General features: G+C 54.4%; 22 protein-coding genes and 1 pseudogene. 5 read left to right on the top strand and 18 right to left on the bottom strand.

Annotated features, from left to right (window positions below; all coding sequences use genetic code 11):
• Nucleotides 1–597: 597 nt before the first annotated feature.
• From AC3G2T_RS29105 to AC3G2T_RS29085, 5 genes are read right to left on the bottom strand one after another with little or no spacing between them, the layout of a single operon-like run.
• The gene (locus AC3G2T_RS29105) at nucleotides 598–2,337 is read right to left on the bottom strand and encodes a DUF5605 domain-containing protein (protein ID WP_474679642.1); all 1,740 of its coding nucleotides are present in this window, start codon (nucleotides 2,335–2,337) and stop codon (nucleotides 598–600) included.
• Nucleotides 2,338–2,382: 45 nt separating this feature from the next.
• Complete coding sequence (gene glpK, locus AC3G2T_RS29100; protein WP_488437756.1) at nucleotides 2,383–3,885, bottom strand: glycerol kinase GlpK; 1,503 nt, start codon at nucleotides 3,883–3,885, stop codon at nucleotides 2,383–2,385.
• Between the two features lie 11 nt (nucleotides 3,886–3,896).
• Nucleotides 3,897–4,832, bottom strand: coding sequence for a transketolase family protein (locus AC3G2T_RS29095; RefSeq protein WP_488437755.1), 936 nt, complete (start codon nucleotides 4,830–4,832; stop codon nucleotides 3,897–3,899).
• Between the two features lie 3 nt (nucleotides 4,833–4,835).
• Nucleotides 4,836–5,681, bottom strand: coding sequence for a transketolase (locus AC3G2T_RS29090; protein WP_474679645.1), 846 nt, complete (start codon nucleotides 5,679–5,681; stop codon nucleotides 4,836–4,838).
• A 15-nt stretch (nucleotides 5,682–5,696) separates the two neighbouring features.
• A complete protein-coding gene (locus tag AC3G2T_RS29085) occupies nucleotides 5,697–7,130 on the bottom strand; it encodes an L-fucose/L-arabinose isomerase family protein (RefSeq protein WP_474679646.1) in 1,434 nt (477 codons plus the stop codon).
• 326 nt (nucleotides 7,131–7,456) lie between these two features.
• Here AC3G2T_RS29085 and AC3G2T_RS29080 point away from each other — a divergent pair, with 326 nt between their 5' ends.
• Nucleotides 7,457–8,512 (top strand): LacI family DNA-binding transcriptional regulator, encoded by a 1,056-nt coding sequence (locus AC3G2T_RS29080; RefSeq protein ID WP_488437758.1) that lies wholly within the window; start codon nucleotides 7,457–7,459, stop codon nucleotides 8,510–8,512.
• Between the two features lie 89 nt (nucleotides 8,513–8,601).
• Entirely contained in the window at nucleotides 8,602–9,381 is a 780-nt protein-coding gene (locus AC3G2T_RS29075; protein ID WP_474679647.1) for a Cof-type HAD-IIB family hydrolase, read from the top strand.
• Here AC3G2T_RS29075 and AC3G2T_RS29070 read toward each other — a convergent pair.
• Nucleotides 9,372–10,352: a phosphotransferase family protein gene (locus AC3G2T_RS29070; RefSeq protein ID WP_488437754.1), complete on the bottom strand. Its 981-nt coding sequence runs from the start codon at nucleotides 10,350–10,352 to the stop codon at nucleotides 9,372–9,374. The two genes, AC3G2T_RS29075 and AC3G2T_RS29070, sit on opposite strands and share 10 nt — an antisense overlap.
• Nucleotides 10,353–11,228: 876 nt before the next feature.
• On the opposite strand from AC3G2T_RS29070, the gene thiM reads away from it, so the two are divergent.
• Both thiM and tenA read left to right on the top strand, forming a co-directional pair.
• Nucleotides 11,229–12,035 carry a hydroxyethylthiazole kinase gene (gene thiM / locus AC3G2T_RS29065; RefSeq protein WP_488437753.1) on the top strand — a complete coding sequence of 269 codons (807 nt, stop codon included), beginning with the start codon at nucleotides 11,229–11,231 and terminating at the stop codon, nucleotides 12,033–12,035.
• A gap of 15 nt (nucleotides 12,036–12,050) precedes the next feature.
• On the top strand, nucleotides 12,051–12,710 hold the full coding sequence (gene tenA / locus AC3G2T_RS29060; RefSeq protein ID WP_488437752.1) for a thiaminase II: 660 nt from the start codon (nucleotides 12,051–12,053) through the stop codon (nucleotides 12,708–12,710).
• 63 nt (nucleotides 12,711–12,773) lie between these two features.
• On the opposite strand, the gene AC3G2T_RS29055 is transcribed toward tenA, so the two are convergent.
• The 8 genes and pseudogenes from AC3G2T_RS29055 to nrdR form a co-directional block, all read right to left on the bottom strand.
• A complete protein-coding gene (locus AC3G2T_RS29055; RefSeq protein WP_488437751.1) occupies nucleotides 12,774–13,871 on the bottom strand; it encodes a GerAB/ArcD/ProY family transporter in 1,098 nt (365 codons plus the stop codon).
• Nucleotides 13,872–13,883: 12 nt separating this feature from the next.
• Entirely contained in the window at nucleotides 13,884–14,120 is a 237-nt protein-coding gene (locus tag AC3G2T_RS29050; RefSeq protein ID WP_488437750.1) for a hypothetical protein, read from the bottom strand.
• A 5-nt stretch (nucleotides 14,121–14,125) separates the two neighbouring features.
• Nucleotides 14,126–15,322: a Ger(x)C family spore germination protein gene (locus AC3G2T_RS29045; RefSeq protein ID WP_474679653.1), complete on the bottom strand. Its 1,197-nt coding sequence runs from the start codon at nucleotides 15,320–15,322 to the stop codon at nucleotides 14,126–14,128.
• Nucleotides 15,323–15,338: 16 nt separating this feature from the next.
• Entirely contained in the window at nucleotides 15,339–16,865 is a 1,527-nt protein-coding gene (locus tag AC3G2T_RS29040) for a spore germination protein (RefSeq protein ID WP_488437749.1), read from the bottom strand.
• A gap of 516 nt (nucleotides 16,866–17,381) precedes the next feature.
• Nucleotides 17,382–17,531 (bottom strand): annotated as a pseudogene (locus AC3G2T_RS29035) (SDR family oxidoreductase); the annotation flags it as partial.
• An 11-nt stretch (nucleotides 17,532–17,542) separates the two neighbouring features.
• Nucleotides 17,543–18,445, bottom strand: a complete 903-nt coding sequence (locus AC3G2T_RS29030) for an aminoglycoside phosphotransferase family protein (RefSeq protein ID WP_488437748.1) — start codon at nucleotides 18,443–18,445, stop codon at nucleotides 17,543–17,545.
• Between the two features lies 1 nt (nucleotide 18,446).
• Nucleotides 18,447–20,816, bottom strand: a complete 2,370-nt coding sequence (locus AC3G2T_RS29025) for a YcdB/YcdC domain-containing protein (protein ID WP_488437747.1) — start codon at nucleotides 20,814–20,816, stop codon at nucleotides 18,447–18,449.
• Between the two features lie 137 nt (nucleotides 20,817–20,953).
• Nucleotides 20,954–21,433: a transcriptional regulator NrdR gene (gene nrdR / locus AC3G2T_RS29020; protein WP_474679658.1), complete on the bottom strand. Its 480-nt coding sequence runs from the start codon at nucleotides 21,431–21,433 to the stop codon at nucleotides 20,954–20,956.
• 109 nt (nucleotides 21,434–21,542) lie between these two features.
• Between nrdR and AC3G2T_RS29015 the strand changes: the two genes are divergently transcribed.
• On the top strand, nucleotides 21,543–21,767 hold the full coding sequence (locus AC3G2T_RS29015) for an alpha/beta-type small acid-soluble spore protein (RefSeq protein ID WP_054797454.1): 225 nt from the start codon (nucleotides 21,543–21,545) through the stop codon (nucleotides 21,765–21,767).
• Nucleotides 21,768–21,853: 86 nt separating this feature from the next.
• On the opposite strand, the gene AC3G2T_RS29010 is transcribed toward AC3G2T_RS29015, so the two are convergent.
• The 4 genes from AC3G2T_RS29010 to mutM all read right to left on the bottom strand — a co-directional run bounded on the left by AC3G2T_RS29010 (nucleotide 21,854) and on the right by mutM (nucleotide 24,730).
• Entirely contained in the window at nucleotides 21,854–22,477 is a 624-nt protein-coding gene (locus tag AC3G2T_RS29010; RefSeq protein ID WP_474679659.1) for a lytic transglycosylase domain-containing protein, read from the bottom strand.
• Nucleotides 22,474–23,070 carry a dephospho-CoA kinase gene (gene coaE, locus AC3G2T_RS29005; protein ID WP_474679660.1) on the bottom strand — a complete coding sequence of 199 codons (597 nt, stop codon included), beginning with the start codon at nucleotides 23,068–23,070 and terminating at the stop codon, nucleotides 22,474–22,476. The genes AC3G2T_RS29010 and coaE overlap by 4 nt, the downstream gene beginning before the upstream one ends.
• Nucleotides 23,071–23,088: 18 nt before the next feature.
• Complete coding sequence (gene ytaF, locus AC3G2T_RS29000; protein ID WP_474679661.1) at nucleotides 23,089–23,781, bottom strand: sporulation membrane protein YtaF; 693 nt, start codon at nucleotides 23,779–23,781, stop codon at nucleotides 23,089–23,091.
• Between the two features lie 88 nt (nucleotides 23,782–23,869).
• On the bottom strand, nucleotides 23,870–24,730 hold the full coding sequence (gene mutM, locus AC3G2T_RS28995) for a DNA-formamidopyrimidine glycosylase (protein ID WP_488437746.1): 861 nt from the start codon (nucleotides 24,728–24,730) through the stop codon (nucleotides 23,870–23,872).
• Nucleotides 24,731–25,603 lie beyond the last annotated feature (873 nt).

The raw sequence follows: 25,603 nt of genomic DNA, 5'->3' as shown, positions 1-25,603 counted from the left end.
TTTATATATATATCGAATTATAGTAAATTGCAACCAAACGACACTCAACTACATGCGTGCCATCTCATCACGAATACCTTTATATGGATTTCATCCCACAGTTAGGGTTTTGTTTGCAAAGCCAGTGCAAATGTACAGGCTTTTTCACCGTTACACTGGGCTCAGCCCCATTACGGACGGAAATTCCTGCACAATCGCAGGCTTTTTCGCCAATTAGGCACTTACCGGCATAAAAGCCTGCATTTTTGCAGGCTTTTTCGCTTCCCGACCGGCTCATGACCAGCAGCACCGTTTTTCGGAGTTTTGGGCGCCCTTGGCGTACCCTTTCGGTTACCCGGCCGCTCTGCCCGGTTGCCCTGCTCCCAGCACGGGTGCTCGGGGGTAAGGCCTTGGCTGCTCTGCTCGGCTGCCTAGCCCCGCCAGTCCGGGGCTCTGGAGCACGGCCGCTGTGCCCGGCTGCCTAGTTTCCCCAGACTGAGGCTCGGGGTCGCTCTACTCGGCCGCCTAGCCCCTCAGCCCGAGGTGCGGTTGCCCGGCCGCTCTGCTCCCCAACTCGTGGGCTTGCTGCTTTGCCCGAGCAGCCCCTTGCGAGCCTTGTCAAACCCGGGTCAGCCGCACGGCCATGTACTGGTTGCCTGGCAGGTCGATCCGGAACGCTCCTTCGTAAGCCCCATCCAGCGTTTTGATCGTCATATTCCACGTATCGATCACATCGACCCGGTAGCGAATGCCGGGCTTCATGTTATAAGTTCTGAACTTCGGCTGGTTAAAGCCGTAATAATACAAATAATACTCGTCCTTGACACCAGCGCACGGGACATCCCACTCGGATTTCAACGGTTCGAGCCCGTTCGCCGGACCTTCTTCCATGATCGTCCGCAAAAATGCGATCCGCTGCGGGCTCGTTCCGTGCAGCTTGCCGCCTTTCGACCACCACAAAATATCTTCGGGATGGATATAAGTTTCGCCATGTCCGACGTAGCCGCCGCGGACGGCGCCTTCCCAGAAGCGGCGGGTCATCTCCTCGCCCGTGATGTTGCCCCAGCCCAGATCGATATCCCCTTCGTATGCGCATTCATCGATAACGACCGGCTTGTTCCAGGCAGCGCGCCATTCGTTCGTATTTTCCGCCGTTTTGTACACGTCGACCCGCTGAATGCTGCAGTGCGTAACCCACGGGCGGCTGTAGTCGTAGAAATTGAAGCAGTTATGAACCGAAATCAGGTGGGAATGCGGGTCGTTTTCGGTAACAATTTTGGCAAACCGTTCCCAATCCTCCGGCTGCTTCGCCCACATCAAATCGTACTCGTTGGCCAGCGACCACCAGACATGCCGATAAGCCGACAAACGGGCGGTGATATACCGCAAATAGCGGTCGTCGGCCGACTTTTTCATTTCCGAGAAACCCCACCGGTCATAAGCATGGAACAAAATAAGATCCGCTTCGACGCCAAGCTGGCCCAATTCGCCAATCCGCCGCTCCAAATGCCGGAAGAACGCAGGGTTGAACCGGGAGAAATCCCAGCCTTCCGCCAGCGATCCTTCATACGGGTAGTAGAGCGGTTCGTTGGTATTGAACTGGTATGATTTCGGAAAAACGCACATGCGCATTTTGTTAAAAGGGGACGCTTTCAACGTTTCCAGCGTCAGCTCCTCCAACTCGTCGCCTTGATGGGACCATACGTAGCAGGTCGTGCCGACCGGAATGTACGGAGTCCCGTCTTCGTAAGCGAAGTGGAACGTATTGCGCACCCGAACCGGGCCATGGTTGCCGGCCGAAGGGGCTGTGCAAACAAACTGCCCTGCGATGCCGTCGAGCGAACGGGCCGTGCTCTTCGTGCGGTACGTCCAGACGCCTTCCGCATCCGGCATGAAGCGAACCCGGTACACGCCTTCGCCGTCATAAAATCCGAGCGAGCGCAAAGTCCGGCCCGCGAAGCTGAATTCGGCGCTCAGCTCCACATCCGTGAACGGGTTGCCATGGCTTGGGCCATGGAGCGCAAGCTCGAACACGCCCCACTTCTCCGCCTGTTCCGCAGCTTGAACGGACGCCGACCCGACGGCCACCGTCTCGGCTTCGTACGCTGCGGACGGAACCGCTTCTTCTTCCGCTTCGTATTCCGGCGCTACGCCGGCAAGTTCCGCGAGAAGAGCGTCCAACTGCTCCTTCGTCCACGTCCAGGACTCGTTGGAGGCGGCGAATTGCGGCACCGTTCTCATTTTCATAAATGAAAGGTAAGGCGAATCCGCAAGCGAAGGAACGTATTTCAGCAGGACGGCCCGCCCCGCCTGATTGGCCCAGATTTCGCCTATTTTCGAATGTTCATTGAAAGACAAAGGAAATTCCTCCTTCGAATAGGTCCGCCACGCCATGGCTGACCATTATACGGTTTGATGATCCGATACGACGGAAGCGACGGCGCGTTTCCATCCGTTATAATACTGTTCCCGTTTTTCCGCTTCCATGAAAGGCTCGTACTTGCGGTACGATTTTTGCCGCGAGGCAATCTCATCGGCGGAAGTCCAAAAACCGAGTCCAAGGCCGCCCATATAGGCGGAGCCCATCGCCGACAGTTCGGCAACGTCCGATTTCACGACCGTGCGGTTCAACATGTCCGCTTGAAACTGCATCAGAACCCCGTTATCCGACGCCCCGCCGTCGGTCCGCAGCTCCCCGAGCCGGATACCGGATTCGGCTTGCATTAACTCCACCGCGTCGCGCACCTGGTAGGCGATACTTTCCAACGCCGCGCGGATCACGTGCGCTTTGGTCGTCCCCCGGTTCATTCCTGTAATGGCCGCTCTCGCATAAGGGTCCCAGTAAGGCGCCCCGAGCCCGACGAACGCCGGAACCAAATAGACACCTTCATTATCCGGCGCTTGTTCCAGCAGTTGGTCCATTTCGGCGAAAGAGCCAAACAGGCCGAGATTGTCCCTCACCCACTTGATGCTGTCGCCGGAAGTCCGGATGACCGCTTCGAGGGCGTACGTAACTTTACCGTCCATTCCCCAGGCAATCGCCGTAACAAGGCCGTTCCCGCAGGATTCGTGCTTGCCGCCGACATTCATCAATACGGATGTGCCTGTGCCGTAAGTCGCTTTGGCCATGCCGGGATGAAAGCATTGGTTGCCGTATAAGGCTGCCTGGGAATCGCCGATAATGCCGGAGATCGGAACCCGCTCCGCGAACAGCTCCGCATCTTCCGTGTAACCGAACACTTCGTCCGACGACTTCACTTCAGGCAGCAGGCCGGAAGGGACGCCGAACAAGCGGCACATGTCCTCATCCCACTGCAGCGTATGGATGTTGAAAAGCGACGTTCGGCTGGCATTCGTGTAGTCGGTGGCATGCGTCCGGCCCCCTGTCAGCTTCCAGAGCAGCCAACTGTCGATCGTGCCGGCCAGCAGCTTCCCCTCTGCCAGCTTCTCGCGCGCGCCCGGCGCATGATCCAGCATCCAGCCCCATTTGGCGGCCGAAAAATAGGGGTCCAGCATCAACCCCGTTCTGGACCGGACCGCGTCCTCATGGCCTGCGGCTTTATACGCGGCGCATACGTCGGCCGTCCGCTGGCACTGCCATACGATTGCCGGGTAAACGGGCAGCCCTGTCGTCCGGTCCCACAGGACCGCCGTTTCGCGCTGATTCGTCACCGTCAGCCCGGCGAGATCGCCGGGAGCGATGCCCGCCGCATCCAGGGCCTGCCGGGCGGTCTTTTTCACATTATCATAAATTTCCAGCGGATCATGCTCCACCCAGCCGGGACGTGGATACGACTGGCTGTGCTCGGCCGCGCTGCGCCCGACAATCGCGCCCGAACGGTCTACGATAAGCGCTTTTGTTCCCGATGTGCTCTGATCTACCGTTAATATATATTCCTTCTTCATAGGCGCAGCTCCTACTTGCCGAGCAGCTCAAGCGCTACCCGCTTGATATTGTCCTTGCTGATTCCGTAGTGCGCGAACACTTCCGACGTTTTGCCGGCGATGGCCGGTTCGTCCGGAATGCCGATAATGCGCATCGGCACAGGCTGATGCTGCACGACAACTTCAGCTACAGCCGCTCCGAGCCCGCCAAGCACGCTGTGCTCCTCGATCGTAATGATGTGCCCCGTCTCGCGGGCGGCCCGCACGATCGCTTCTTCGTCCAGCGGTTTGATCGTATGCATGTTGATCACTCTGCACGATACCCCGGCTTCTTTCAGAGCGGCTTCCGTATCAAGCGCAACCCGGACCGTTTCGCCTGCCGCGATAATCGTAATGTCCGAGCCTTCGCGCATCGTCACCGCTTTGCCGATCACAAATTCGTAGTCGTCCGATTCGTAGACGTCCTCGACAGGGTTGCGGCCGATGCGCACGTATACGCCGCCTTCATGCTTCACCAGCGCTTCCGTCATCCGCTTCGTCTCGTGCCGGTCCGCCGGCAAAATGACCGCCAGCCCGGGAATCGCGCGGGCTACGGCAACGTCCTGCACCGAATGGTGCGACATGCCGAGAGCGCCGTAGCTGACCCCGCCGCTGATGCCGACCAGCTTGACGTTCGTTGCGGAATACGCCACGTCCACCTTGATTTGCTCGATACTGCGCATGCTCAAAAAGCAGGCCGGCGATGTGACAAAAGGCTTTTTCCCGCTGTGGGCCAGACCTGCCGAAATGCCGACGATGTTTTGCTCCGCGATGCCGACTTCCACGAACTGCTCCGGGAACGCCTTGGCGAACGGCGCCATCGCGGCCGAACCGCGGGAATCGCTGGCAAGAACCATAATATCGCGGTCATTTTGAGCAAGCTCCAACAGTGTATCGCATATGACTTGACGATTAGGGATCGTATTCATCGGTTATCGCGCCTCCTCTTCCTGCTTCGTTTGCTCCAGCGCCGCGGACAGTTCGGCCAAAGCCTGCTCCAGCTCCGCATCGCTGGGCACGTGATGATGCCAATGCGGCACATTTTCAGCGAAGGACACGCCTTTGCCTTTGACGGTATTGGCCATCACCAGCGTCGGCTTGCCCGCCACCGACGGCGCGGCCCGGAAAGTGTCGACCAATGCGGCGATATCGTTGCCGTCGATAGAAACGACGTTCCAGCCGAAGGACGTCCACTTATCCTCAAGCGGATCGAGCCCCATGACCTCTTCCGTCGAGCCGCTGATTTGCAGACGGTTCCGGTCTACGATGCCGATCAAATTGTCCAGCTTGTAATGCGAGCCGGCCATCGCCGCTTCCCAGACGGAGCCTTCCGCCTGCTCGCCGTCGCCCATCAGGCAGAACACGCGGTAAGACTTGCCGTCCCGCTTCGCCGCCAGCGCCATGCCGACAGAGATCGCCAGCCCGTGCCCCAGCGCACCCGTGTTCATTTCGATGCCGGGCACTTTATTGTTCGGATGCCCGATCAGCCTCGTGCCGAAGCGGCTGAACGTCTGCAGCTCTTCTTTCGGAAAAAAGCCGAGGTCCGCAAGTATGCACCAAAGCGATTCGACGGAATGGCCTTTGCTGGCGATAAAACGGTCGCGTTCGTCCATTTTCGGGTTGCTTGGATCAATATTCATAATGTTATAGTACAATGCCGTCAAAATATCCGTATTGCTCAGCGATCCGCCGGTATGGCCCGTTTTGGCGCCGTGAATCATTTTCAGCAAATCCATGCGGATTTGGGCCGCTTTTGCTTTCAATTGGGCTGTATTCATAGAGTCCTCCCCTTTTTACAATCCGGCGCCGCGCAGCCACGCCTGAATCTCTTTCTCCGTAGGATCAACCGGGTCAGGCGTCAATCCTGGAATGTATTGGCAGGCCTCATAGAGCGCCGGAATCGCGTTCGCATGGATGCCTATGGAATGGTGTACATAAGGGCCTTTAACGAGTTTTTCTTCCCACAGCGGCCAATCGTTGACTTCCACCCAAACGTAGGAACCGCGCGTGTACGGGCCTTGAATGCCGCGGGCTTTGCCCAGGAACAGCTGGTATTCCCCGTGGTCGCCGTCAAAACGCGCCAATGTCATGTCGCCGCCCTTGATTTCGCCTTCGTGCGTGCCCGGCGAATGGTCGTCGAACAAAAAGTGCTTGCGCAGCTTCGGTTTCTCCTCCACCGAGAGCGAGACCGGGAAGTTGCCGCAGTGGAAAAGCAGCTCGCCGTTCGGATTCTCCGGATGACGGACGGTCAGGTCCGCGAAAAAAGTCGGCGCCTGGTTCATCGTAGCGGCCTGCACCATAACGGAAGTGATCGCTCCATGAATGTCGGTTTCACAAGTGACCGGAATTTGTTCGTCCGTCAAAATCGCGTTGGCCAGACAAGGCATGATGCCCATCGCATCCTGCAAGGAGGACCAGCACTGGATCGCGATAGCCGTGCTTCCGGTCGACCGGGCGTACTGCCTCATCGCCACCTTCAATGCAGCGATGCGCTTCACGTCGTCTTCCGTCACTTCCGAATAATCGAGCTTCGCTTTGATATATGCAACCGCTTCCTGAAGTTCGGCGCTGTTCCCCTTCTCGATCTGCTTCGAGGCGCGTTGAATGTCTACCAGTGTAATCGGATGAATCTCGATGCCGAAGCGCTCCAGCAGTTCGCCTTCATTGCACATCATCGTCCAGAAGGAAGCCGGGCGCGGTCCGATCTGCAAAATACGCAGGCTGCGGAACTGTTTCACCACATTCGCAGCGGCGATAAAGTTCGTGAAGCCCCGCTCGAACACCGGGTCGTTAACACGGCTGTTCGTCACGTACGTGAACGGCACGTTAAAACGGCGCAGCACTTTGCCGGTGGCGAATAGACCGCACTGCGTATCGCGCAGCCGCATGCCGTCCTCCAGCGGAGCCTCGTCGCGCGGGCCCCACAGCAGTACGGGCTTGCCCAGCGCTTTGCCCACGCGCGCCACGGTGTCTTCGGTTCCGAAGTTGCAATGCGGAAAAAAGACCGCATCCACGTTTTCCTGTCTGAAGCGCTCGGCAATAAGATCGGCGTTGATATGGTCGTCATACAGCAAACCTTCGGAATTCAGGCCTTCCAAATCGACGATGTCGATATCCATTCCGAAGCTTTCGATTTTTTCCCTGATCAGCACCTTGTACTTGAAAGCGTCCTCCGCACTGAACACGAATCGCCGTGTCGGCGCATAACCCAACTTGAATTTTTTCATAAAACAATCTCCCCTCGTTTGAAATTAAAAGTCCGTTTCGCTAAACAACTAAACAGTCTCCGCAAATTAGCAAAACAAACTAATAAACCGTATAAAAAATTAATCCAAAAGTGAACTAAACTGTTTTCTTAAATCATCCTTCAAATTTATCCTAACACCCAACAAACGCAAGTGTCAATCCCGAGTTTAGTCAATTTTACCCGATATTTAACTAAATTTAACTAAACTAAAAATAAACAAGAACTAGTTTTCCTTGTGCTTTCCAACAAAACACTGTAAACTAAACTTGCTCAACAATTTATATCGCAAGGAACGGAGAAGCAATGATGAAAATGGAAGATATCGCCAAGATGGCCGGCGTTTCCAAATCGGCCGTATCTCTGGCTTTCAGCGGCAAGCCCGGCATCGGCCCCGATACCCGCGAACGCATCCTGCATATCGCGAGAGAAGCCGGTTACCTCCCGAAACCGAAAGCTCCCGCTATCGACAACAGCGCGGCAACCTCGCTCACTTTTCTCGTATTTACGAACTCCGGCATCGTGCTGGAACAGTACTATCAACAGCCCTTTTTTCGGGAACTGATACATTTTATCGAGGAAAGATGCCGGGTCAAAGGATATTCCCTGCTCTTTTCCTCTATCGATATGGAATATTTCGAGCGCGACATTCGCTCGGTGGCGGAGGAGCGCCGCAGCGGCGGCGTCGTTTTGCTGGGGACGAATCTGAACCGCGGGCAGATCGCCGATATCGCGGGCATTCTCGATCCGCATCTGGTCGTGCTCGACACCTGCTTCGAGACATTGCCGGTTCATTTTGTGGAAATCAATAACTTTATGGGGGCTTATCAGGCAGGGGCCCATCTGTGCAAAATCGGGCATCAAGAGATCGGATATATGGCATCCAACGTGCGGATTCATAATTTTGAGGAAAGAAACCGGGGTTTTTCCGCCGCTTTGCGCGAGTACGGTGTGGAAATAGCCGAGAGCCATAAGTTCTCCGTGGCGCCGACGATTTTATCCTCTCAGGAATCGCTGAAAGCGCAGCTGGAAGCGTTCCTGCAGGCCGGGCACAAGCTCCCCTCGGCTATTTTTTGCGAATGCGATTATATTGCGATCAGCGCCATGAAAACTCTCACCGAGCTCGGCTACCGTATTCCGGAAGACGTGTCGGTGGTCGGTTTTGACAATATTTCGGAATCCCTTATCGTCTCCCCGGAGCTTACGACCGTGCATGTCGACAAGGAAACAATGGCGTACCTCGCCGTCGATCTGCTGATCGAATCCATCGAATCGGGGCAAAAGGCCAAAACGAAAACGAAGGTCGACACGCATTTTGTGGCAAGGCTCTCCTCGCGCCCGCCCGCTGCTCAAGTTTCCGAGTAGCTCCGGTCTTTTTGGAAATTGTGCTTGTACAGCAGCTCCGAATTGTGCGACACTATTTGAAAGAAAAAGATGGGAGTGTTAGAGAGAAGATGAGTTACAAAATCGTTTTTTTCGACATTGACGGCACCTTGGTGGACGAAACAAAGCAAGTTCCCGCCGATACGATCCAGGCTGTCAAAGAACTGCAGAAGAACGGCGTGGAGGCGGTAATCGCCACCGGGAGAGCCCCTTACTTTTTCAAGCCGCTCGCCGAGCAGCTCGGAATCGCTTCATTCGTAAGCCTGAACGGCGCCTACGTCGTTTTTCAGGGGCAGCCGCTGTACAAGCATCCGATCCCGCGCTCCAGCCTGGAAGCTTTCGTCCGGCATGCGGACAGCCATAACCATTCTCTCGTTTTTGAGGGCAGCGAAGCGTTTTACTCCAATTCGAAGGCGCATCTGAATGTCGAGGAATCCGTCTTGTCGCTGCGCGTGGACCTCCCGGGATACGATCCCGATTATTGGCAAAAGGAAGACATTTACCAAGTGTTCCTGCACTGCGAGGCTCATGAGGAGCATCTTTACGAGGGACATTTTCCCGATCTGAAGCTGATTCGCTGGCATGAAAAAGCGATGGACGTCCTGCCGGCCGGCGGCTCCAAGGCCAAGGGCATCGAAGCGCTGTTGAACCGGCTCGGCATCGAGTCCCGCGAGGCGGTCGCTTTCGGCGACGGGTTGAACGATAAAGAGATGCTGGCGTACGTCGGATTAGGCATCGCCATGGGCAACTCGCACAAAGAGCTGCTGCCGCACGCCGATTACGTTACGGCATCCGTGGACGACGGCGGCATCCGCAAAGGTTTGCGCTATGCCAATTTGATTCACTCCTGAAGCACCGTGCCGGCAATCAACCGCTTGAGATCCTGATTGCGGTTAGGCGTCAGCTCACTTGAGCGGTTCAGCAAATCGCAGAGGGCGACCAGGTCCTCAAGTTTGGAGCGCAGCTTCCAGCTGCGCCCCACAACGCCGCCGGCCGCTTGATAGGCGTTAATAAAATGCTTTTCAAAAAGAGAATCGTTCGCTTCATAACGCAGCATGTTGCCGATATCCGCGAGCCGGCTGCCGGAGAAGGCGAACTCCCAGTCCAATACGGCCGAAACGGCGACGGAACCGCTATTTTCGCGGACAAGCACGTTTAAGCCGTTGTAATCCGAATGGACAAGCACCGGTTCTTCCTCCGCATCCGATAAAAGTGGGGCATGGCGCCTGCAAAACGCCCACAAAGCGCCCGTAAGCTCCTCCCCCAGCAAGCGGCCGGCCCCTTGGACGAAAAGGCTTTGCTCGATAAATTCGAGAAAAGAGGCCGCATCCATTTGAAACGAATGACGGATTTTCAAATCTTCGCCGAAAAAGCCTGCCTCGGCAAAAGTGAAGGCATGAATGCCCGCAAGAACTTGCCCGGCCGACGCGGCGGCCTGCGCAATTTGCCCGCTTGCGCCCGAGCGCATCGCATCCCTGAGCAAATAGCCTTCCTTCCATTCCAGCAGCGCCCATGGCTTCTCCAGCGCCGTGCAGCTCGTATCGGCGAATAAAATTTCCGGCACCGGCACGCTCTCCTTAACGAGACGAGCGATAGCCAACTCTTTGTCTGCAACGGCCGCATCGCCCCTGTGCACGCGAAGCACGCAGTGCCGAACCGCGCCTCCATCGATCGTTAGCTTGTAGTTGGAATTGCTGTATCCTTCCCCGAGCCGTTCCACTGCGGCGACCCGCTTCCCTCCGAATACGGGCGACACCAGTCTGCTTGCTTCCGGCAAATCCAGCAGCACAGGATTTCCCAGACGCTCCCAGTTTTCTTTCATCTGCTACGACCTCCTGGACCGGTTTTTCACTTTTCTCCGCCATGTGCGGCAAAACATGTATGTCCGAGATTTTTCCACCGTATACTATTGTATCACCACTGCTTGGAGTCTGTCCGACAGCGCTGCATTTTTGTGAATTCCCACAAGAAAACTGACGAATATAAAATACCTTCTACTGTTGAAAAAGCGTCAAAGGCGATAACCACAATCGTTGCCTGTCTGCACGAAGAAAACCTGCAAAAATACATGAATTTGCGTCCTGGATCGCTGTCCACGAACAATTCCTGCAAAAGTGCAGGCTTTTCAGCGGGGACATGGGCTCAGGTTCACTTTCAGCGAAAATTCCTGCACTTTTGCAGGCTTTTCGCCAAAACAAGCCAATTTCAGAGGTAAAACCTGCACTTTCGCAGTTTTTTTCCTACCACGATGTCTCCTGTCCATCGCAGCGCGCGGTTGCGCTGCATGACGGCGGTCGGTCTTTTTGTTCAGTTCCACGACCTCGCAAGGAGAGGTACAAGCGGCTGTACCCCAATGTAGGGCCCTCCGGTTCTCCTAGCCCTAACAAAGTGTCGCGACTTTCTCGGAGCGATCTGCGATCTGCAGTTTTTTGAGCTGAAATCCGGGGTTCGGGCCGATATGAACGCTCGGCAAATTTAAGTTGCATTTTTTCCCCCGGGGGACTACACTTAAAAGCAACCGAATAGAACGGGAGCTTGTGCGAAGCAGGCTGAGAGTACGGCTAATCTGCCGTAGACCGTTGAACCTGTTGGATAATGCCAGCGTAGGAACCCGCTCAAAGTGTCTTATGATCACTTTGCCTGTTTGTACACAGGCAAAGTGTTTTTTTATTTTATACTCAAAGGAGTGCTTCATTTCATGAACGTACAGCAAATCGCCGCAATGTTGGATCGGGTGAGAGCGGCAAAACCCCTCGTTCACAATATTACTAATGTTGTCGTCACCAATTTCACAGCCAACGGGCTGCTCGCTTTGGGCGCTTCGCCGGTCATGGCCTATGCCGAGGAGGAAGTCGCCGAAATGGCCGGCATTGCCGGGGCCCTCGTTCTCAACATCGGCACTTTAAACGCTGCGGAAGTGCGCGCGATGAAGCTCGCCGGCAAATCCGCCAATGCGCACGGCGTGCCGGTCGCTTTTGACCCGGTCGGCGCCGGCGCTACCGCTTACCGCACAGCTACGGCCAGAGCGATCATGGCCGAGGTCAACGTCGCCGTGCTGCGCGGCAATGCGGCGGAAGTCGCGCAGGTGATCGGCCGCGACGCGCAAATCAAAGGCGTCGATGCCGGAGAAAGCGGCGGCGACGCGATGCAGTTGGCTGTCGCCGCGGCGCAGCAGCTCGGCACGACGGTTGCCGTTACCGGGAAAGACGACGTCGTCTCCGACGGGCAAACAACGTACATCTGCCGCAATGGCGATGCGATTCTCACAAGAGTAACCGGAACAGGCTGCTTGCTGACGTCCGTGATCGGCGCCTTTTTGGCCGTTGAAGCCGACCCGGTGAAAGCTTCGGCTGCAGCTCTCGTCACCTATGGCGTAGCTGCGGAAATCGCCGTAAAAAACAAAGGCTCCGAAGGTCCGGGAAGCTTCCAGATCGAATTGCTGAACGCCTTGGCGCAAGTTTCCGCAGAAGACCTGGACAAATATGCGCGCTTTGAACTTGTTTAACTGGAGGTACGGACGATGACATTATTTTCCGAACGGATTCGCCTTGCGGCGGACGAAAGCTGGGAAGCCAGCTTCCGTCACCCTTTCGTGACGCGGCTTGCAGACGGAACGCTTCCGCTGGAATGCTTCAAATATTACGTGCTCCAAGACTCGTATTACTTGTCGCAATTCGGCAAAGTGCAGGCGCTCGGCGCGGCCAAAGCGGCCGACCTGTATACGAGCGGGCGGATGGCCGAGCATGCGGTATCGACGTATCGGGCGGAGCTCGGGCTGCATGAGAAATTCAGCGCCCTGCTTAACATTACGGAAGCCGAGAGAGCCCGCTTCGAGCCGGCGCCAACCGCCTACGCCTACACGTCGCATCTGCTGCGCGCCGGGTACGAAGGGCATCTCGGGGACATTTTGGCCGCCATCCTGCCTTGCTACTGGCTGTACCAGGATATCGGGGAGCGGTTTAAGGATGCCAAACCGGGCCATCCGATTTATGAGGAATGGGTCGGCGCATACGGCAGCGACTGGTTCCGCACGCTTGTGCAGGAACAGATTGACCGTCTTGACGCCATCGCAGAACGGGTTACGGAAGGCGAGCGCGTGCGGATGGAACGGCATTTTGTCATTTCCAGCCGCTATGAGCTGGCTTTTTGGGAAATGGCCTACACGCTGGAAACGTGGTGATTTGCGAAAAATCAAGCAAAAATACCGGGGCCGCACACTTCAGGTGCCGGAAATGCCATTTTTTCAATTCCGTCTATGGTATTTTTGCTTGATCGCATGCACGAAAAGAACGATCGCCGGAATTACCGGAAACAAAGTAAAATCCCAAGTCACCCAGTATGGATTGACAGCGTTGAAAGCGATGATATTCGGGGTGATCATAAAGGCGAAGCCGAATAAAAACAGACCGAGCGGCACCGTTAAAACCCGAAAATCCCGCAAATTGAACAGCTGCGCAACCCCGACTGTAAAAGCGTATGTGTTCACGACTGACCGGAAATAAGTCGATAATATCCAGTTAATGGCGAGAATCGCTTCCACCCTTTCGAGAAAATGTCCGGCATTGATTTTTTTGGCCAGCGTATAAGTCGCATAAACTTGATTCGTCAACAAATAGTGGCCGAGCACCAGCAGGGAGACGAGCGTAATGGAAAAAATGGCGAGACCGGCCAAAAAGACGCCGAGCAAATAATCCCGCAAAGTATGCTTGCTCTGTTTGACGCTTGGGAATATCATCCAGAACGTAACCAATTCGCAAAACGGAAACGATACAAAAAACAAAACGCCTTGCGTTATGCGGAATGGACCTTGTCCAAAAAAAGGCTCCAGCTTTTTCGGATCAGACTGGGGCAGCAGCAAAACGATGAGAGCGACGAACAAAACGGCAAAGAGGATAAAAAAGACTTCGGAGGTTCGCGTTATCGTCTCCAGTCCGCCGCGAACCGCCATAATAACGATGAGTACCATCAGCAGATTGATGATCCGCATCGGGGTTTCCGTCATCATTTGCGCGGTAATAAAATCGCCGATTTCCCGAATCTGAACGGTCAGCGCCATCAAGAGAAACATCAGGTAGATGAGCGTCACCGCGCCTCCCGCCCATTTGCCCAGCACAAGCCTGTTGAACTCCACCATCGTAAGGCCTCTGAACCTTTGGCTGACTGCAAAGATACCCCACGCCACGGCAACTCCGATAGGCAGGCTGATTAATGCGGAAATCCAGGCATCCTGCTTGGCGTAAATGGTCGCATTGCTCGGCAAAAACAGCAGCATATCCCCGATAACGTACAAAATAACGAGAACGGACAATTGTTTCGTTCCGATTTGCTCTTTTTTCGGCAATATATAACCCCCTTATGAAACGAAAAAATGACTCAACCAATCGTTGATCGGCTTGTATATCGTATGAAGGAAGTTTAAGGGGCTTGGCAGCATAATTTGCTTGACGGTGACAATGCCGGTCCATACGCCTGCAAGCAGGATGATGGAAAAGAGAACGGCTTCCTTTAACCAGCCTTTTCGGATTAAAGCCGGCAGCTCGATAAAGGCCGCCGCGGCTGCCGCCATCATGACGATCGCTATACCGAGCATGCTTGTTACTCCTTAAGATCGTTTTTGACAGGATTGTTGGTAATGCCGATCCGGCGGATGATCACTTCGACATCGTATTTGATTTCCAGGTTTTCGAAATAGGTGTTCCAGTCGTCTTTCATCCGTTCCCACGCTTTCGGGTCAGCCCTGTAAATCGCATGTCCGAAGCCGAAAATGTCCACATCGAATTTTTGCCGGACATGGGCGACTGTCGTTTGCATAAGCTCGGTAAGATGCTGCTCGTTAACCTTCTGCAGCTCGTTGATCGTTTGCGGATCGGTCAGATCGATTTGACATTCCGCCTCGCCGATACTGGAAACATTGAGCACCTTGATCGTAATGACAGGCTTGCCGCTCACGACACTGCCCTTGATGTCGGTTTTGGAACTTACCGTTTCAAGCACCAGCTTGCCCCCGTTCGGGCATTCCAGATTGCCTACCGAACTCGTTACGTTGTTCATAATATAGTTATAGCCCCTGCCTTCTTCCTCGCTCAGCCAGCCGATCATACGGTCTTTATAAAAAACCGCCAGCCCGGCGTAGCGCAATATCGCGGAAGGCTCGATTTCCTCCGTATTTTTCTTCTTCTCGCCTTCCTTTTGATTTCCGAGCACCCGGACCCCGCTCAATACCGGATTCAGTCCCTCGGTAACCAGCTGATCCACGAGCTGATCCATCGTCACGGTAGTTGTAGGCGACCAGGCTTTGGCTGACGTATCCAGCGAGTAAAACAAACTGTGAGCCGGAATTTTTTCCAAAGGTGTTAAAATTTTCAGCACGTCTTCAGCCGGAACCTGGCGCGCGACCATAATATAAAAGTCGGTTCTCGCTTCGGGATTGCGGTACAGCAGATCGAGCGTGCTGCTGATGCCTTCCCGGGCCACGGACTCGCCCAAAATCAATACCCGTATGTGGCCGGAGTATATTTTGCGCGGACTCGTCTCGGTCAGCTTGCGGAAAGCTTCGAACACTGTCGGCGCCGTCGCTTTGTACATCGTAACCGGCGATCGGCCGCTTCCCGTTCTGGCAAGCATTTCGCCGGGAATGACGACCTGAATGGAGATCTGGTATTGATCTCCCACCTTGTCGATGGCCGTCCCCATCTGGATCGCCAGTTCGTTCAACTCGCGCCGGTTCCAGCATCCCGTTGTCACGGTCAAGAGCAGGATCAGGATCAGAAAAGTTGCACCCGCTTTTTTCATAGCAGCTTTCCCCGCTTCAGTTGTTATGTTCGTCGTCGCTATCCTGGCGGACCGTATCCCGGCCGGAGATCGATAAAGGCCTTCTGATCATATGCCTCCAAGGCACCCGGAACAGCGTATCCTTCTGTTCATGCAGGGAAAACGGAGCGAAGGAGCTCATGTACGGAACGCCGAACGAGCGCAGAGTCGTCAAATGAAGCACGAGCGCAATAAGTCCGATCAGAATGCCAAATAAGCCGAACGACGCGGCCAATCCCATCAAAACAAAGCGAATCATTCGGACGGCGATCGTCAGGCTGACGGAAGGCAGGACGAAGCTGGAAATGGCCGTGATAGCGACAATTATGACCATGGCGGCAGAGACGATGCCGGCCTCGACGGCAGCTTGGCCGATAACCAGCGTGCCTACGATGGAAACCGCCTGTCCTACCGTTTTGGGGATGCGCACCCCCGCTTCGCGCAAAATTTCGAACGTTACTTCCATCAGCATCGCTTCGATAAACGCCGGAAACGGCACGCCTTCCCGCTGTGCGGATAAATTGATAAGCAAATTGGTCGGAAGCATTTCCTGATGAAATGTCGTAACCGCAATATAGAGCGAAGGAGCAAGCAGCGCTATAAAAAAAGACAAAAAGCGGATGACCCGCAGCAAGCTGCTGATGTCGAAACGCTGATAATAATCTTCGGCCGACTGGAAAAATTGCACGAACAAAGCCGGAATGAGCAGCACGAAAGGGGTGCCGTCGACCAGAATCGCAATTCTTCCTTCCAACAGCCCCGCCGCAATCGTATCCGGACGCTCGGTGTTGTAAACGGTCGGAAACGGAGTATAAGTTTTGTCCTGAATAAATTCTTCGATATACCCGCTTTCCAAAACTCCGTCGATCTTAATCTTGTCCAGCCTGCTGAAAACTTCCTTGACGACCGCGTCGTCGGCGATATGTTTGATATACATAACCGCAACGCTCGTTTTGGTTACTGTCCCGATTTGAAAATTGTGATGCCAAAGCCGCGGGTCTTTGATTCGGCGGCGAATCATCGCCGTGTTGTTGCGGATATTTTCGGTAAAAGCCTCCATCGGGCCTCTGACGACTCCTTGGGAGGTAGGCTCGCTTACATTGCGGCCTTCCCAGCCGGCAGCGCCGATTTGAAGCCCTTCCGCAAAACCGTCGGTCAAAAGGATCGCCCCGCCCGACAGCAGACTGGTGTAGAGATTGGACTCATCGTCCAACAAGCAAACATCGCCCGCCGTAAGCACCGCTTCTTTCAAAAAGATCAGCGGGTTGGCGCATTCATTGTACAAATCCGGATCGGCCGTCCGCCGGTCTTTGGAAAGAATCGGTTCGATAATGGACTGGTTCACAATCTGGTTGTCAACCAATCCGTCCATAAACAGCAGCGCCAATCGCCAACCTTCGGCAGACGTCAATTCTTTGATGATCAAGTCCTCACTGTACCCGAATTGCCGTTGTATATGCATCGTATTCCGCTCTAGTTCCGTATACAAGGCTGTCGCATTCTCTGTTTGCGGATCGCTGTTCATCAACGGTACCTCCGGCATCAGTATGATTTCCATTTTTTCCATACAGCCCGAAATTATGCAAACAAAAAAATCACCCTGCGGGTGACTAACGACTACATCCATCGGAAATGGATGACCGGCAATGAAAACCTGCAAAAATACATGAATTTGCGTCCTTGATCATTCGCCACGAACAATTCCTGCAAAAGTGCAGGCTTTTCACCGAATACATGGACGCAGACTCACTTTCAGCAAAAATTCCTGTACTTTTGCAGGTTTTTCACCCCCGACCAGCCTGCCAATCCGCCGAATAACTACCCGCCGTGCAGTACTACAACCCGCGCCGGGACAGGCGCTCATTAGGAAAGGGCCATTGCACAATGCCGGCACCACCGTCTTTTGATGGCAAAAAAACATGTCTTGCAAAAACGTCCGGTTGGCGTAAGAAAATTGCGCGATACCTCTTTCATGACGCCAGACCCGGTGTTTATCGAATCTACGCTTGCCAAAACCCGAAAAATATAACGGGATATTTGTTTATTCCTCATAAATCATCTTCCGCATCATCCCGTCATCGATTACCAGGTTGATTCCCGTAACGAAATCGTTGCCCGGGTCGGTCAGGCACAAGCAGGCTCTGGCAATATCTTCAGGCTTTCCAATCCGTCCCGAAGGATGCTGCGAATGACCCCGGCGGCTCAGCTCCTTAATAAAAGATCGAATCGTTCCGCTTGGCGAATACAGGCCTCTTCCCCTCCGCTGTCGCTTTCAATATGCCACCAGGCGGCAAGGAGCGCGTGACAGTATGCCCAGACAAGCACCCTTTCCTTGTTCAGATCCAATTGCTCAACAAACAGGTCGATTCTGCGTTCGGTAGCTTGTAAAGCTTGCTCCGGCGGCACATGGTTCATTAAAAAAGGGATTATTTCATACTCAGGTTCGCCAATCACTCCCTTGGGGTCAATGGCCAGCCAAGGTTCGCGTTCGGCGGATAGTATATTCTCATGATGCAGGTCGCCATGGAGCAGGTACTGTTTGCCGGGAGCGGACTGCAGCCGGGAAAGCAGCAGCTCCGCCTTCTCTATCATTGCCTTCGGGAAAGGCCCGGTTCCGCCGTTAAAATGCTTTCGCAGCCGCTCAAAGCCTTGAAACCATCCCGCCACAGTCGGAAAAGCCGGCTCCGCCGGCGGGGCCGCCCGCAGTTTTTTCATCACCGATGCGGCAATCAGCACCGCCGTTTCGTCATCCGCTACGGATTTTAACGTGTTCCCCGGCTTCAGCCTTTCCAACAAAATCAATCCCATATCGGCATCGGCATGGAGGAGTTTGACCATTCCGCGGCCTTCCAAGCACGTGAGCGCCATAATTTCCGCAGCCGTATCTTTGGAAGGGACTCCAAGCTTCAAAACGGCCTCTTCCCCTCCGCTATATACGACCGGAGCGACGAAGTTATAGCTGAGCGAATAGGAAGGAAGCACCCGCAGCGACCATTTGGCTTCAATGGAAGCGATCAGTTCATTGAAATCGTCCAGCCACTGCTCGCCTTTTTCCTTATGGACGCCAATGATCGTGCGGCTGAAATGTTCAGGCAGTTGGATCATATTATTGTATACCGATCCTCTGGTCCAGTTTTCCTTGCAAGTATACGACTCTCATGAGCACAGTCGCCGCTTGCGCCTTCGTCACAGTGCCCTGCGGATCGAGCTTGCCGTCGATGCCGTCCAGCAATCCGAGTTGGGCGGCGAGAGCAACGGCGCCCTTCTCCGCAATGAGGTCGGCATCTTCATAGCCGAGCTTCGCATTGTTTTGCAGCTGCGCGGCCAGCTTGTCGTATTTGAGGAACTTGACAAGCAGAGCGGCCAGCTTTTCCCTCGTCAGCATGCTGCCCGGCTCCAGCCGCGGGGTTTTGCGGGGATCGAGCCACTGAGATTGAATATAAAACTGGGCGGCCGCATAATAAGCATTTTCTTTGTCCACATCCTCAAAATGCAGCTGCGGCTGCGTGCCGTTGTTCGCGTAAAAAATCGAATCCTCATAATGCGGATTCAGCGCTTTCGCGGTCATCTGCAGCCAGTCGCCGAGCGTAATGGCCTCATCCGGATGCAGCTTGCCTTCGGAATCGGCCTTCAAAATGGAGTGCTGAACAAGCGACTCCAAATCTTTTTGCGCCCAATGTCCTGCGATATCGGCAGGCAGCGCCGGCACATTTCCGCCGCCTTCGCCGGATAGCTGGAAAGTTTCCCGCCATTTGCCGGTAACGGCATCGATTATAAATCCGGCCTGCGTGCTGTCCTTGTAGTTTTGCTGATAAACTAGCTTAAGCACCGGTTCCGCATACCCTGTAGTTCCCGAATAAAAGCCGCCGAACTTGTGGTATTGCAGCACCGGAGCCGTGCCTTTCATAAATATTTTGAAAGCTTCTTCTTTTGTTGTAGCCGCCTCCAGCGAGGACACTTTCGCATCCAGATCTTCCTCGCGGGTACTGTGATAGCTTTTCAGTGCGCCTTGCGCGTTCAACGTGATCGAAGTCGTATCGCCGCTGACCGGAAGCCCCTTGAATATACGCTGATAGCGGTACACGAACAAACCGTTCCCGCCATTGGCCGGGGAATCCGCCGACATCAATTTGAGTTCCTCGGCCGCATTCGGATACAATTGATTAATGAGAGCCAGCGCCTTCCCGTCCGCCGCCTTTTGCGCAATCGCTTCCTGCTTTTGCCCCTCTCTTGACGCTTCATTCACCAATGGGGACCCATACCCGAATCCGTCTGCCTGAAAATCGAGAATTCGCCCCGTTTTCGCATCAACGACGGCTGTGGATTGCTTTTCATACCCGCCAAAAGAAGGCGTTTGATTGGACCAGCTCAAGTTCCACACCTGCCGGTTATTTTCCCAATAGGCATTTAATTCCTTTCCGATCAGCTTCCGATCCGCCGGAATGGCTTCCAATCGCTCCGCGAGCCCGGCTGCCTGCTCGGCCGTCAGCAGTTGGCCGTCTCCTTTCCCCCCTGTCGGAACAAAAACTTGATCCGTCTTGCCGACATCAGAAAGCTGCTCAATGTCCGATTTCAGGTCTTTGCCCGTTTCATCCAGCAGTTTGCCGGTTTGCGCATCGATGCTCACATCGCCGCGCAAAGGAGCCCAGCCGAGAAACCAGCTTTTTTCTCTGGCGTATGGTTTATACAACGGAACATACTGCAAATTCAAATGAACGCTCGATTCGTATTTTTTAAGCGCTTCATCCTGGCTGACAGCCGGCTTCGAAGACGGATATTGTTCCGACGCTTTGGTTCGGTAATAACCCGTAACTTCCCCGTTGCCGTCTACGGTCACGGAAATATTGTCCCCGCTTGCGAGGCCGTCTATGAAAGGAGTGAACGTAAAATAATATTGAACAGGACCAAAAAGCGCATCTTCCCTTATTCTCGGCTGTTGTTCAAGCTTCAAGCTGTCGGACCCGATCGAAGGCGCTGCCTTGCGGATAAAATCTTTTGCCGATTCGAGGGCTTCCGCTTCGGTCTTTTTCGGCGGATAGTACGCCTCGCCGTCGGCGGCCTGGAAATAAAAGCTGGTTTGCAGCAATTCGCCGGTAATGGAATCAAGCTTGCTCGTCAAACCGTAACTGCTGTTAGAACCGGTGCTGAACTCCCAGTTGATCGTCCAGACATTTTGATATTGAGGAGGATATGTATTCGTATCTCCCAACTGCACCTGGGCTGCCCGGGCATCCTTAAGTCTGGGAAATAAAGCCTTGACTTTCGCTACCGCTTCTTCCTGCGTAATTTTGGCCTCCGCCTGTTTGACCGGCGGCACCTGAACGGTATCGGCAATCGGAACCGCGGCGGACATGCCCTGCACTTCGACGGTTACGCTTTCGCCTGCAAAAGCCGGCAGCGGCAGCAGACTCATGCTCAAAACGGATAATACGGCAAGCTTGCCGGTCATCCCATTTATTTTTGGACGTGCATTCAACAACATCACTCTCCCAAAATTTGAATATTTTGCAAAGCCCATCAATATGTACGTGCCCAATTCCAAATAGTTCCGTTCAAGGAAACAAAATAAAACCGTCGTCAGCTCTTCGTCAAGAAGAACCGCGACGGCTTTGCTTATTTTTTGGGAATAAATCCGCCTTCATGCTTGCCTAATATTTCTGTCAATTCTTTTAAAAACATATTGATATCTTTGAACTGGCGATAGACGGAAGCGAACCGAATGTACGCCACTTCGTCGACCGGGTACAACTGCTCCATGACAAGTTCGCCGATAGCCCGGCTGTCCACTTCCGCATGTGCGGTGTTGCGAAGCTGCATCTCTACTTCCGAGACGATAACTTCCAGCCTCTCCATGGAAACAGGTCTCTTCTCGCAGGCCCGGATCAGGCCTCTCAACATTTTTTCCCGGCTGAACTCTTCTCTGCTGCCGTCCTTCTTGATGACGATCAGCGGGGTTTCCTCTACCATTTCGAACGTCGTAAACCGTCTCATGCATTTCTCGCATTCCCGGCGGCGGCGGATCGATTTATTTTCGTTGGCGGATCTGGAGTCGAGCACTTTCGTACCGTTGTAGTCACAGAATGGGCATCTCACTGGCCTCTTAACTCTCCTTTCTTTTGAACGTCAATTACCATATGTTACTTGTCATGAACAGGAGCGAAACGCACATAATAGGATTACCAACGACAAGGAGGTGAACAACATGGGTGCAGGACAATCTCGCAGCAGCAATGTTCTAGTCGTTCCTCAAGCAAATGCCGCGCTGGATCAGTTGAAATACGAAGTTGCTCAAGAGCTGGGTATCGCCATCCCGCAAGATGGCTACTACGGCAACATGGCGACTCGTGATACTGGTGCCATCGGGGGTCACATTACTCGTCGCCTGGTACAAATCGCAGAGCAGCAATTAGCCGGTCAATTCAAGTAACCCTTGAATAAAGGCTAACGTCCCGCGAGAAGTATTGAATCATTGCTCCTTCGATGGAGCGGGTTCAATGCTTCTTTCTTTTTTCATCAAAAATCTTTGAGTGAGCCCGGATTGCCCGCCGCTAAAGCGGATAAAGCATTTTCGATCCACTGCTCGGTGTAAAGTTTTTTGTACTTCTCATAGTAATACAGCACCCGCTGCACATAATGACGCGTTTCCCCAAAAGGTATCCGGCTGATATTCGCTTCCGTGCCGTCCCAAACCTCGTTTCTTTTCCATTGGTTGACATTGCCCTGGCCTGCATTGTATGCGGCTATGGCGTACGGCAAATTGCCGTCATAATGCTTCATCAGCCAACTGATGTACCAAGCTCCGAGATTGATGTTAATGTCCGCCTGCAGCAAATCTTCTTGTGAAAAAGAGCCCATATTCGCGGACTCGACGATCCAAGCCGCCGTGTCCGGCATAAGCTGCATGAGGCCGATCGCCCCTTTGCTCGATTCCAGATGATGCTTGTAGTTCGTCTCGACCCGAATGATCGCCGCAATGAGAAAAGGATCTGTATGATGATTCGCCGCGCTTTGTCGAATTTCCTTCTCGTAATAAATCGGGTACAGCTTGCGGCCGATAAAAGAACTGTTCATAAAGAGGAGCATAACAAAACAAATCAGCAGAAGAGCGAAAGCGCGCTTTTTCCGAAAAAATGTCATGTAAGCCCCTTTCTTAACCAAAATTCGCGAATCTGCCGCTCCGTTTCCTCCAAAGATCCGCTGTTGTCAACGAGGATATCGGCGCGCTCGCGCTTGATTTCGATCGGCATTTGCGCATCAAGCCTCCTGTCGGCCTCGGCTTCCGAGAGCCCGTCGCGCCGGATCAGCCGTTCCCGCTGCACTTCGTGGGGCACATAGACGACCATAATCTCTTGATACATATGTTCATAACCGGATTCATACAGCAGCGGCACATCGACAACGACCAACTTGTCCGGATGCTCCCGCTCGGCCGTCTCTCTTTGCTCGAGCAACTGCGCGCGAATCGCGGGATGCAGCAAGCTCTCCAACAGCTTGCGCGCATCTTTGTCCGCGAAAACGATCTCGCCCAGCTTTTTGCGGTTCAAAGATCCGTCCGGCTGAATAACGGCTTGTCCGAACTGCTCCGCAACCCTGGCAAGAACCGGGCTGCCAGGCTCCACAACATCGCGGGCGATTTTGTCCGCATCAATCAATATGGCGCCGCGGCGGACGAGCATGGCGCTAACCGTACTTTTGCCGCAAGCGATTCCTCCTGTTAACCCGATATTCATCCGAAAAACTCCTTGCCATTAGAACATTTTCATGATTCCCATCAATACAAGCACGCATGCCGGAAGAATCGACAGCTTCCTCATCCAGTTGATCTCCGCATAGCGAAACCCGATGCGAAGTCCGGTCGCAATAAATATTCCGCTCGCCAAAGCGATGACAGCCGCCGTAAGTAATGGCGCAAACCCGATAAGAGCCGCCCCGATCCCTGCTCCGAATGCGTCGAGCGATAGCGCCAGCCCGAGCAGCGTCGCTTCGGACGCGGAAATATTGCCCGATTTATCTACATCCGCGATGGAAGGCGTCCGTAAAATTTGAATAACAAGTCCAAACCGTTTCAATTCGAGGTTTAAAATCTCTTTTGTCTTTTGCAGCGTATCCCCGCCCTGCGGTTCGGCCGGGAGCTGCCTCAAAGAAATCTCCGGCTCTTGCGCTTCCTGAGACTTATTTTGCAGCACCTGCGCAAACGCCCAGATGCCGATACCGATCAGGATGGCGGCGCCGATCCGCTTCGCTGCCTCCGGACTCAAAAACGAAGACAGGAGCACGCCGATTTGCATCGAGCTGAAAATAATAATGCCCGACCAAAGCGAAATAATGCCGATGGAAAGAAGCGGAATCCGAATTTTACGCAAACCGTACATCGCACCGACGCCAAAACCGTCCAAGCTGACCGCAAAAGCAAGAATAAGCAAAGAAATCACAGGAAGCATAATACCCCTCCTAAGAGTTTTCCATAGGATTAACTTCTTTCCCAGGTTACATTCTTCTTATCATATGGGAGGGGGTGGCGACTCGTGCCTATTTACCGGATTTCTTTGGGACTCTCTTCTGCTTCAGGGGCTGGCATGTCGGACAAATATGCGTCCCTCTGCCGCCGACAACCGTTTTGTAAATCTCGCTTCCGCACGCCTTGCAAGGTTCGGACTGCCGTCCGTAAATGTTCAATTGATGCTGGAACAGTCCGATTTCACCCTGGCCGTTCACATAGGATTTGATCGACGAACCGCCTGCTTCGACCGCATCCCGCAGCGTCCGCACGATGGCCTCATGCAGCAGCAGCAGCTCCTTGCGGGAAAGCGACGAAGCTTCGCGCTCGGGATGAATGCCCGACAAAAAGAGAGACTCGTCTACATATATATTCCCGATTCCGACGATACATTCCTGATTGAGCAGCAGCGGCTTAATCTTGGTGGAGCGCTTGGAAATACGTTCACTGAACGCCTCCGGCGTGAACGATTCCTCCAAAGGCTCCAGGCCCAGCTTCTGCAGCGGAGGCTGTGAAAACTCCTCCCCTCTCGGAAACAAATGCATCGTTCCGAACTGCCGCACATCCTTGTACCGCAGCTCGCTGCCGTCCGTAAAACGGAACAGCACATGAGTATGCAGCTCCAGCGGATCATCACCTGCGTACAAGCCATAGCGGCCTTCCATGCGCAAGTGCGAGACGAGCACATAATCATCCAAGACAAAGCGCAAAAACTTGCCGCGCCTTTCGATAATTTGAATCGTTTGACCCTGCAGCAGCGTCTCAAACATCTGAATGTCCTGCGGCTTCTGTATAATCCGCGGCAGCCTGACCTGAACATGCTCGATCGTTTTTCCGGCAACAAGCATATTCAGCGTTCTTTTGACTGTTTCGACTTCGGGCAGCTCAGGCACCAGGTCTCACCTCTATAAAATAATTTTTTTGTACCAATGGTAAAAAAAACAAGAATAGGCCCGTGCAGAAGCAAGAGCGGGGTGTATGGGCCGCGGGCGCGGGCCGGCGGCGCAGGCCAAAGGCAGGGCCGCGGGCGAGGGCCAGAGGCGAAAGCTAAAGGCAGGGCCGCGGGCGCGGGCCGGCGGTGCGGGCCAAAGGCAGAGCCGCGGGCGAGAGCCGGCGGCGCAGGCCAAAGGCAGGGCCGCGGGCGAGGGCCGGCGGCGAAAGCCAAAGGCAGGGCCACCGGCGCGGGCCGGCGGTACAGGCCAAAGGCAGGGCCGCGCTCGCGGGCCGGCGGCGCGGGCCAATGGCAGAGCCACCGGCGGGGGCCGGCGGTGCTGGCCAAAGGCAGAGCCGCGGGCGAGAGCCGACGGCGCAGGCCAAAGGCAGGGCCGCGGGCGCGGGCCAGAGGCGCTAGCCAATGGCAGGACCCGGCTCGCGCGGTGGTGGGACCGCGGGCCAGCAGCAGCACCTCTGCCTGTCAGCGCGAAAAAACCTGCAAAAGTGCAGCTTTTTACCCGTTGATACGCTGGCAACGAAAAATTCCTGCAAAAGTGCAGGTTTTTCATCGAAAATATAGGCCCAGACTCATTTTCATTCAAAATTCCTGCACAATTGCAGGCTTTTCACCAAAACGACCCACTTTCACGGAAAAAGCCTGCACTTTCGCAGTTTTTTCGGCCTGGCGGGCATTATGAGGCCCGTGAGCCTGACGTGCAGCATCCTTGCAGATGACTACGCGCCGGCGGCACAGAGGTCACCGGCGCCGCCTTGCCGCAGGGGTGCCCGCTCCGAACGACGCCACCGCACGGGCAACTCCGCCTTCTGGCGGG

This window comes from Paenibacillus sp. sgz302191, from assembly GCF_057749925.1.
This window is presented reverse-complemented; position numbering and strand designations above follow the sequence as displayed.

Coding starts and splice junctions, on each gene's coding strand:
- glpK (WP_488437756.1), bottom strand. CDS start 3,885: ATGAAGAAGGAATATATATTAACGGTAGATCAGAGCACATCGGGAACA.
- AC3G2T_RS29095 (WP_488437755.1), bottom strand. CDS start 4,832: ATGAATACGATCCCTAATCGTCAAGTCATATGCGATACACTGTTGGAG.
- AC3G2T_RS29090 (WP_474679645.1), bottom strand. CDS start 5,681: ATGAATACAGCCCAATTGAAAGCAAAAGCGGCCCAAATCCGCATGGAT.
- AC3G2T_RS29085 (WP_474679646.1), bottom strand. CDS start 7,130: ATGAAAAAATTCAAGTTGGGTTATGCGCCGACACGGCGATTCGTGTTC.
- AC3G2T_RS29080 (WP_488437758.1), top strand. CDS start 7,457: ATGAAAATGGAAGATATCGCCAAGATGGCCGGCGTTTCCAAATCGGCC.
- AC3G2T_RS29075 (WP_474679647.1), top strand. CDS start 8,602: ATGAGTTACAAAATCGTTTTTTTCGACATTGACGGCACCTTGGTGGAC.
- AC3G2T_RS29070 (WP_488437754.1), bottom strand. CDS start 10,352: ATGAAAGAAAACTGGGAGCGTCTGGGAAATCCTGTGCTGCTGGATTTG.
- thiM (WP_488437753.1), top strand. CDS start 11,229: ATGAACGTACAGCAAATCGCCGCAATGTTGGATCGGGTGAGAGCGGCA.
- tenA (WP_488437752.1), top strand. CDS start 12,051: ATGACATTATTTTCCGAACGGATTCGCCTTGCGGCGGACGAAAGCTGG.
- AC3G2T_RS29050 (WP_488437750.1), bottom strand. CDS start 14,120: ATGCTCGGTATAGCGATCGTCATGATGGCGGCAGCCGCGGCGGCCTTT.
- AC3G2T_RS29045 (WP_474679653.1), bottom strand. CDS start 15,322: ATGAAAAAAGCGGGTGCAACTTTTCTGATCCTGATCCTGCTCTTGACC.
- AC3G2T_RS29040 (WP_488437749.1), bottom strand. CDS start 16,865: ATGAACAGCGATCCGCAAACAGAGAATGCGACAGCCTTGTATACGGAA.
- AC3G2T_RS29030 (WP_488437748.1), bottom strand. CDS start 18,445: ATGATCCAACTGCCTGAACATTTCAGCCGCACGATCATTGGCGTCCAT.
- AC3G2T_RS29015 (WP_054797454.1), top strand. CDS start 21,543: ATGGGTGCAGGACAATCTCGCAGCAGCAATGTTCTAGTCGTTCCTCAA.
- AC3G2T_RS29010 (WP_474679659.1), bottom strand. CDS start 22,477: ATGACATTTTTTCGGAAAAAGCGCGCTTTCGCTCTTCTGCTGATTTGT.
- coaE (WP_474679660.1), bottom strand. CDS start 23,070: ATGAATATCGGGTTAACAGGAGGAATCGCTTGCGGCAAAAGTACGGTT.
- ytaF (WP_474679661.1), bottom strand. CDS start 23,781: ATGCTTCCTGTGATTTCTTTGCTTATTCTTGCTTTTGCGGTCAGCTTG.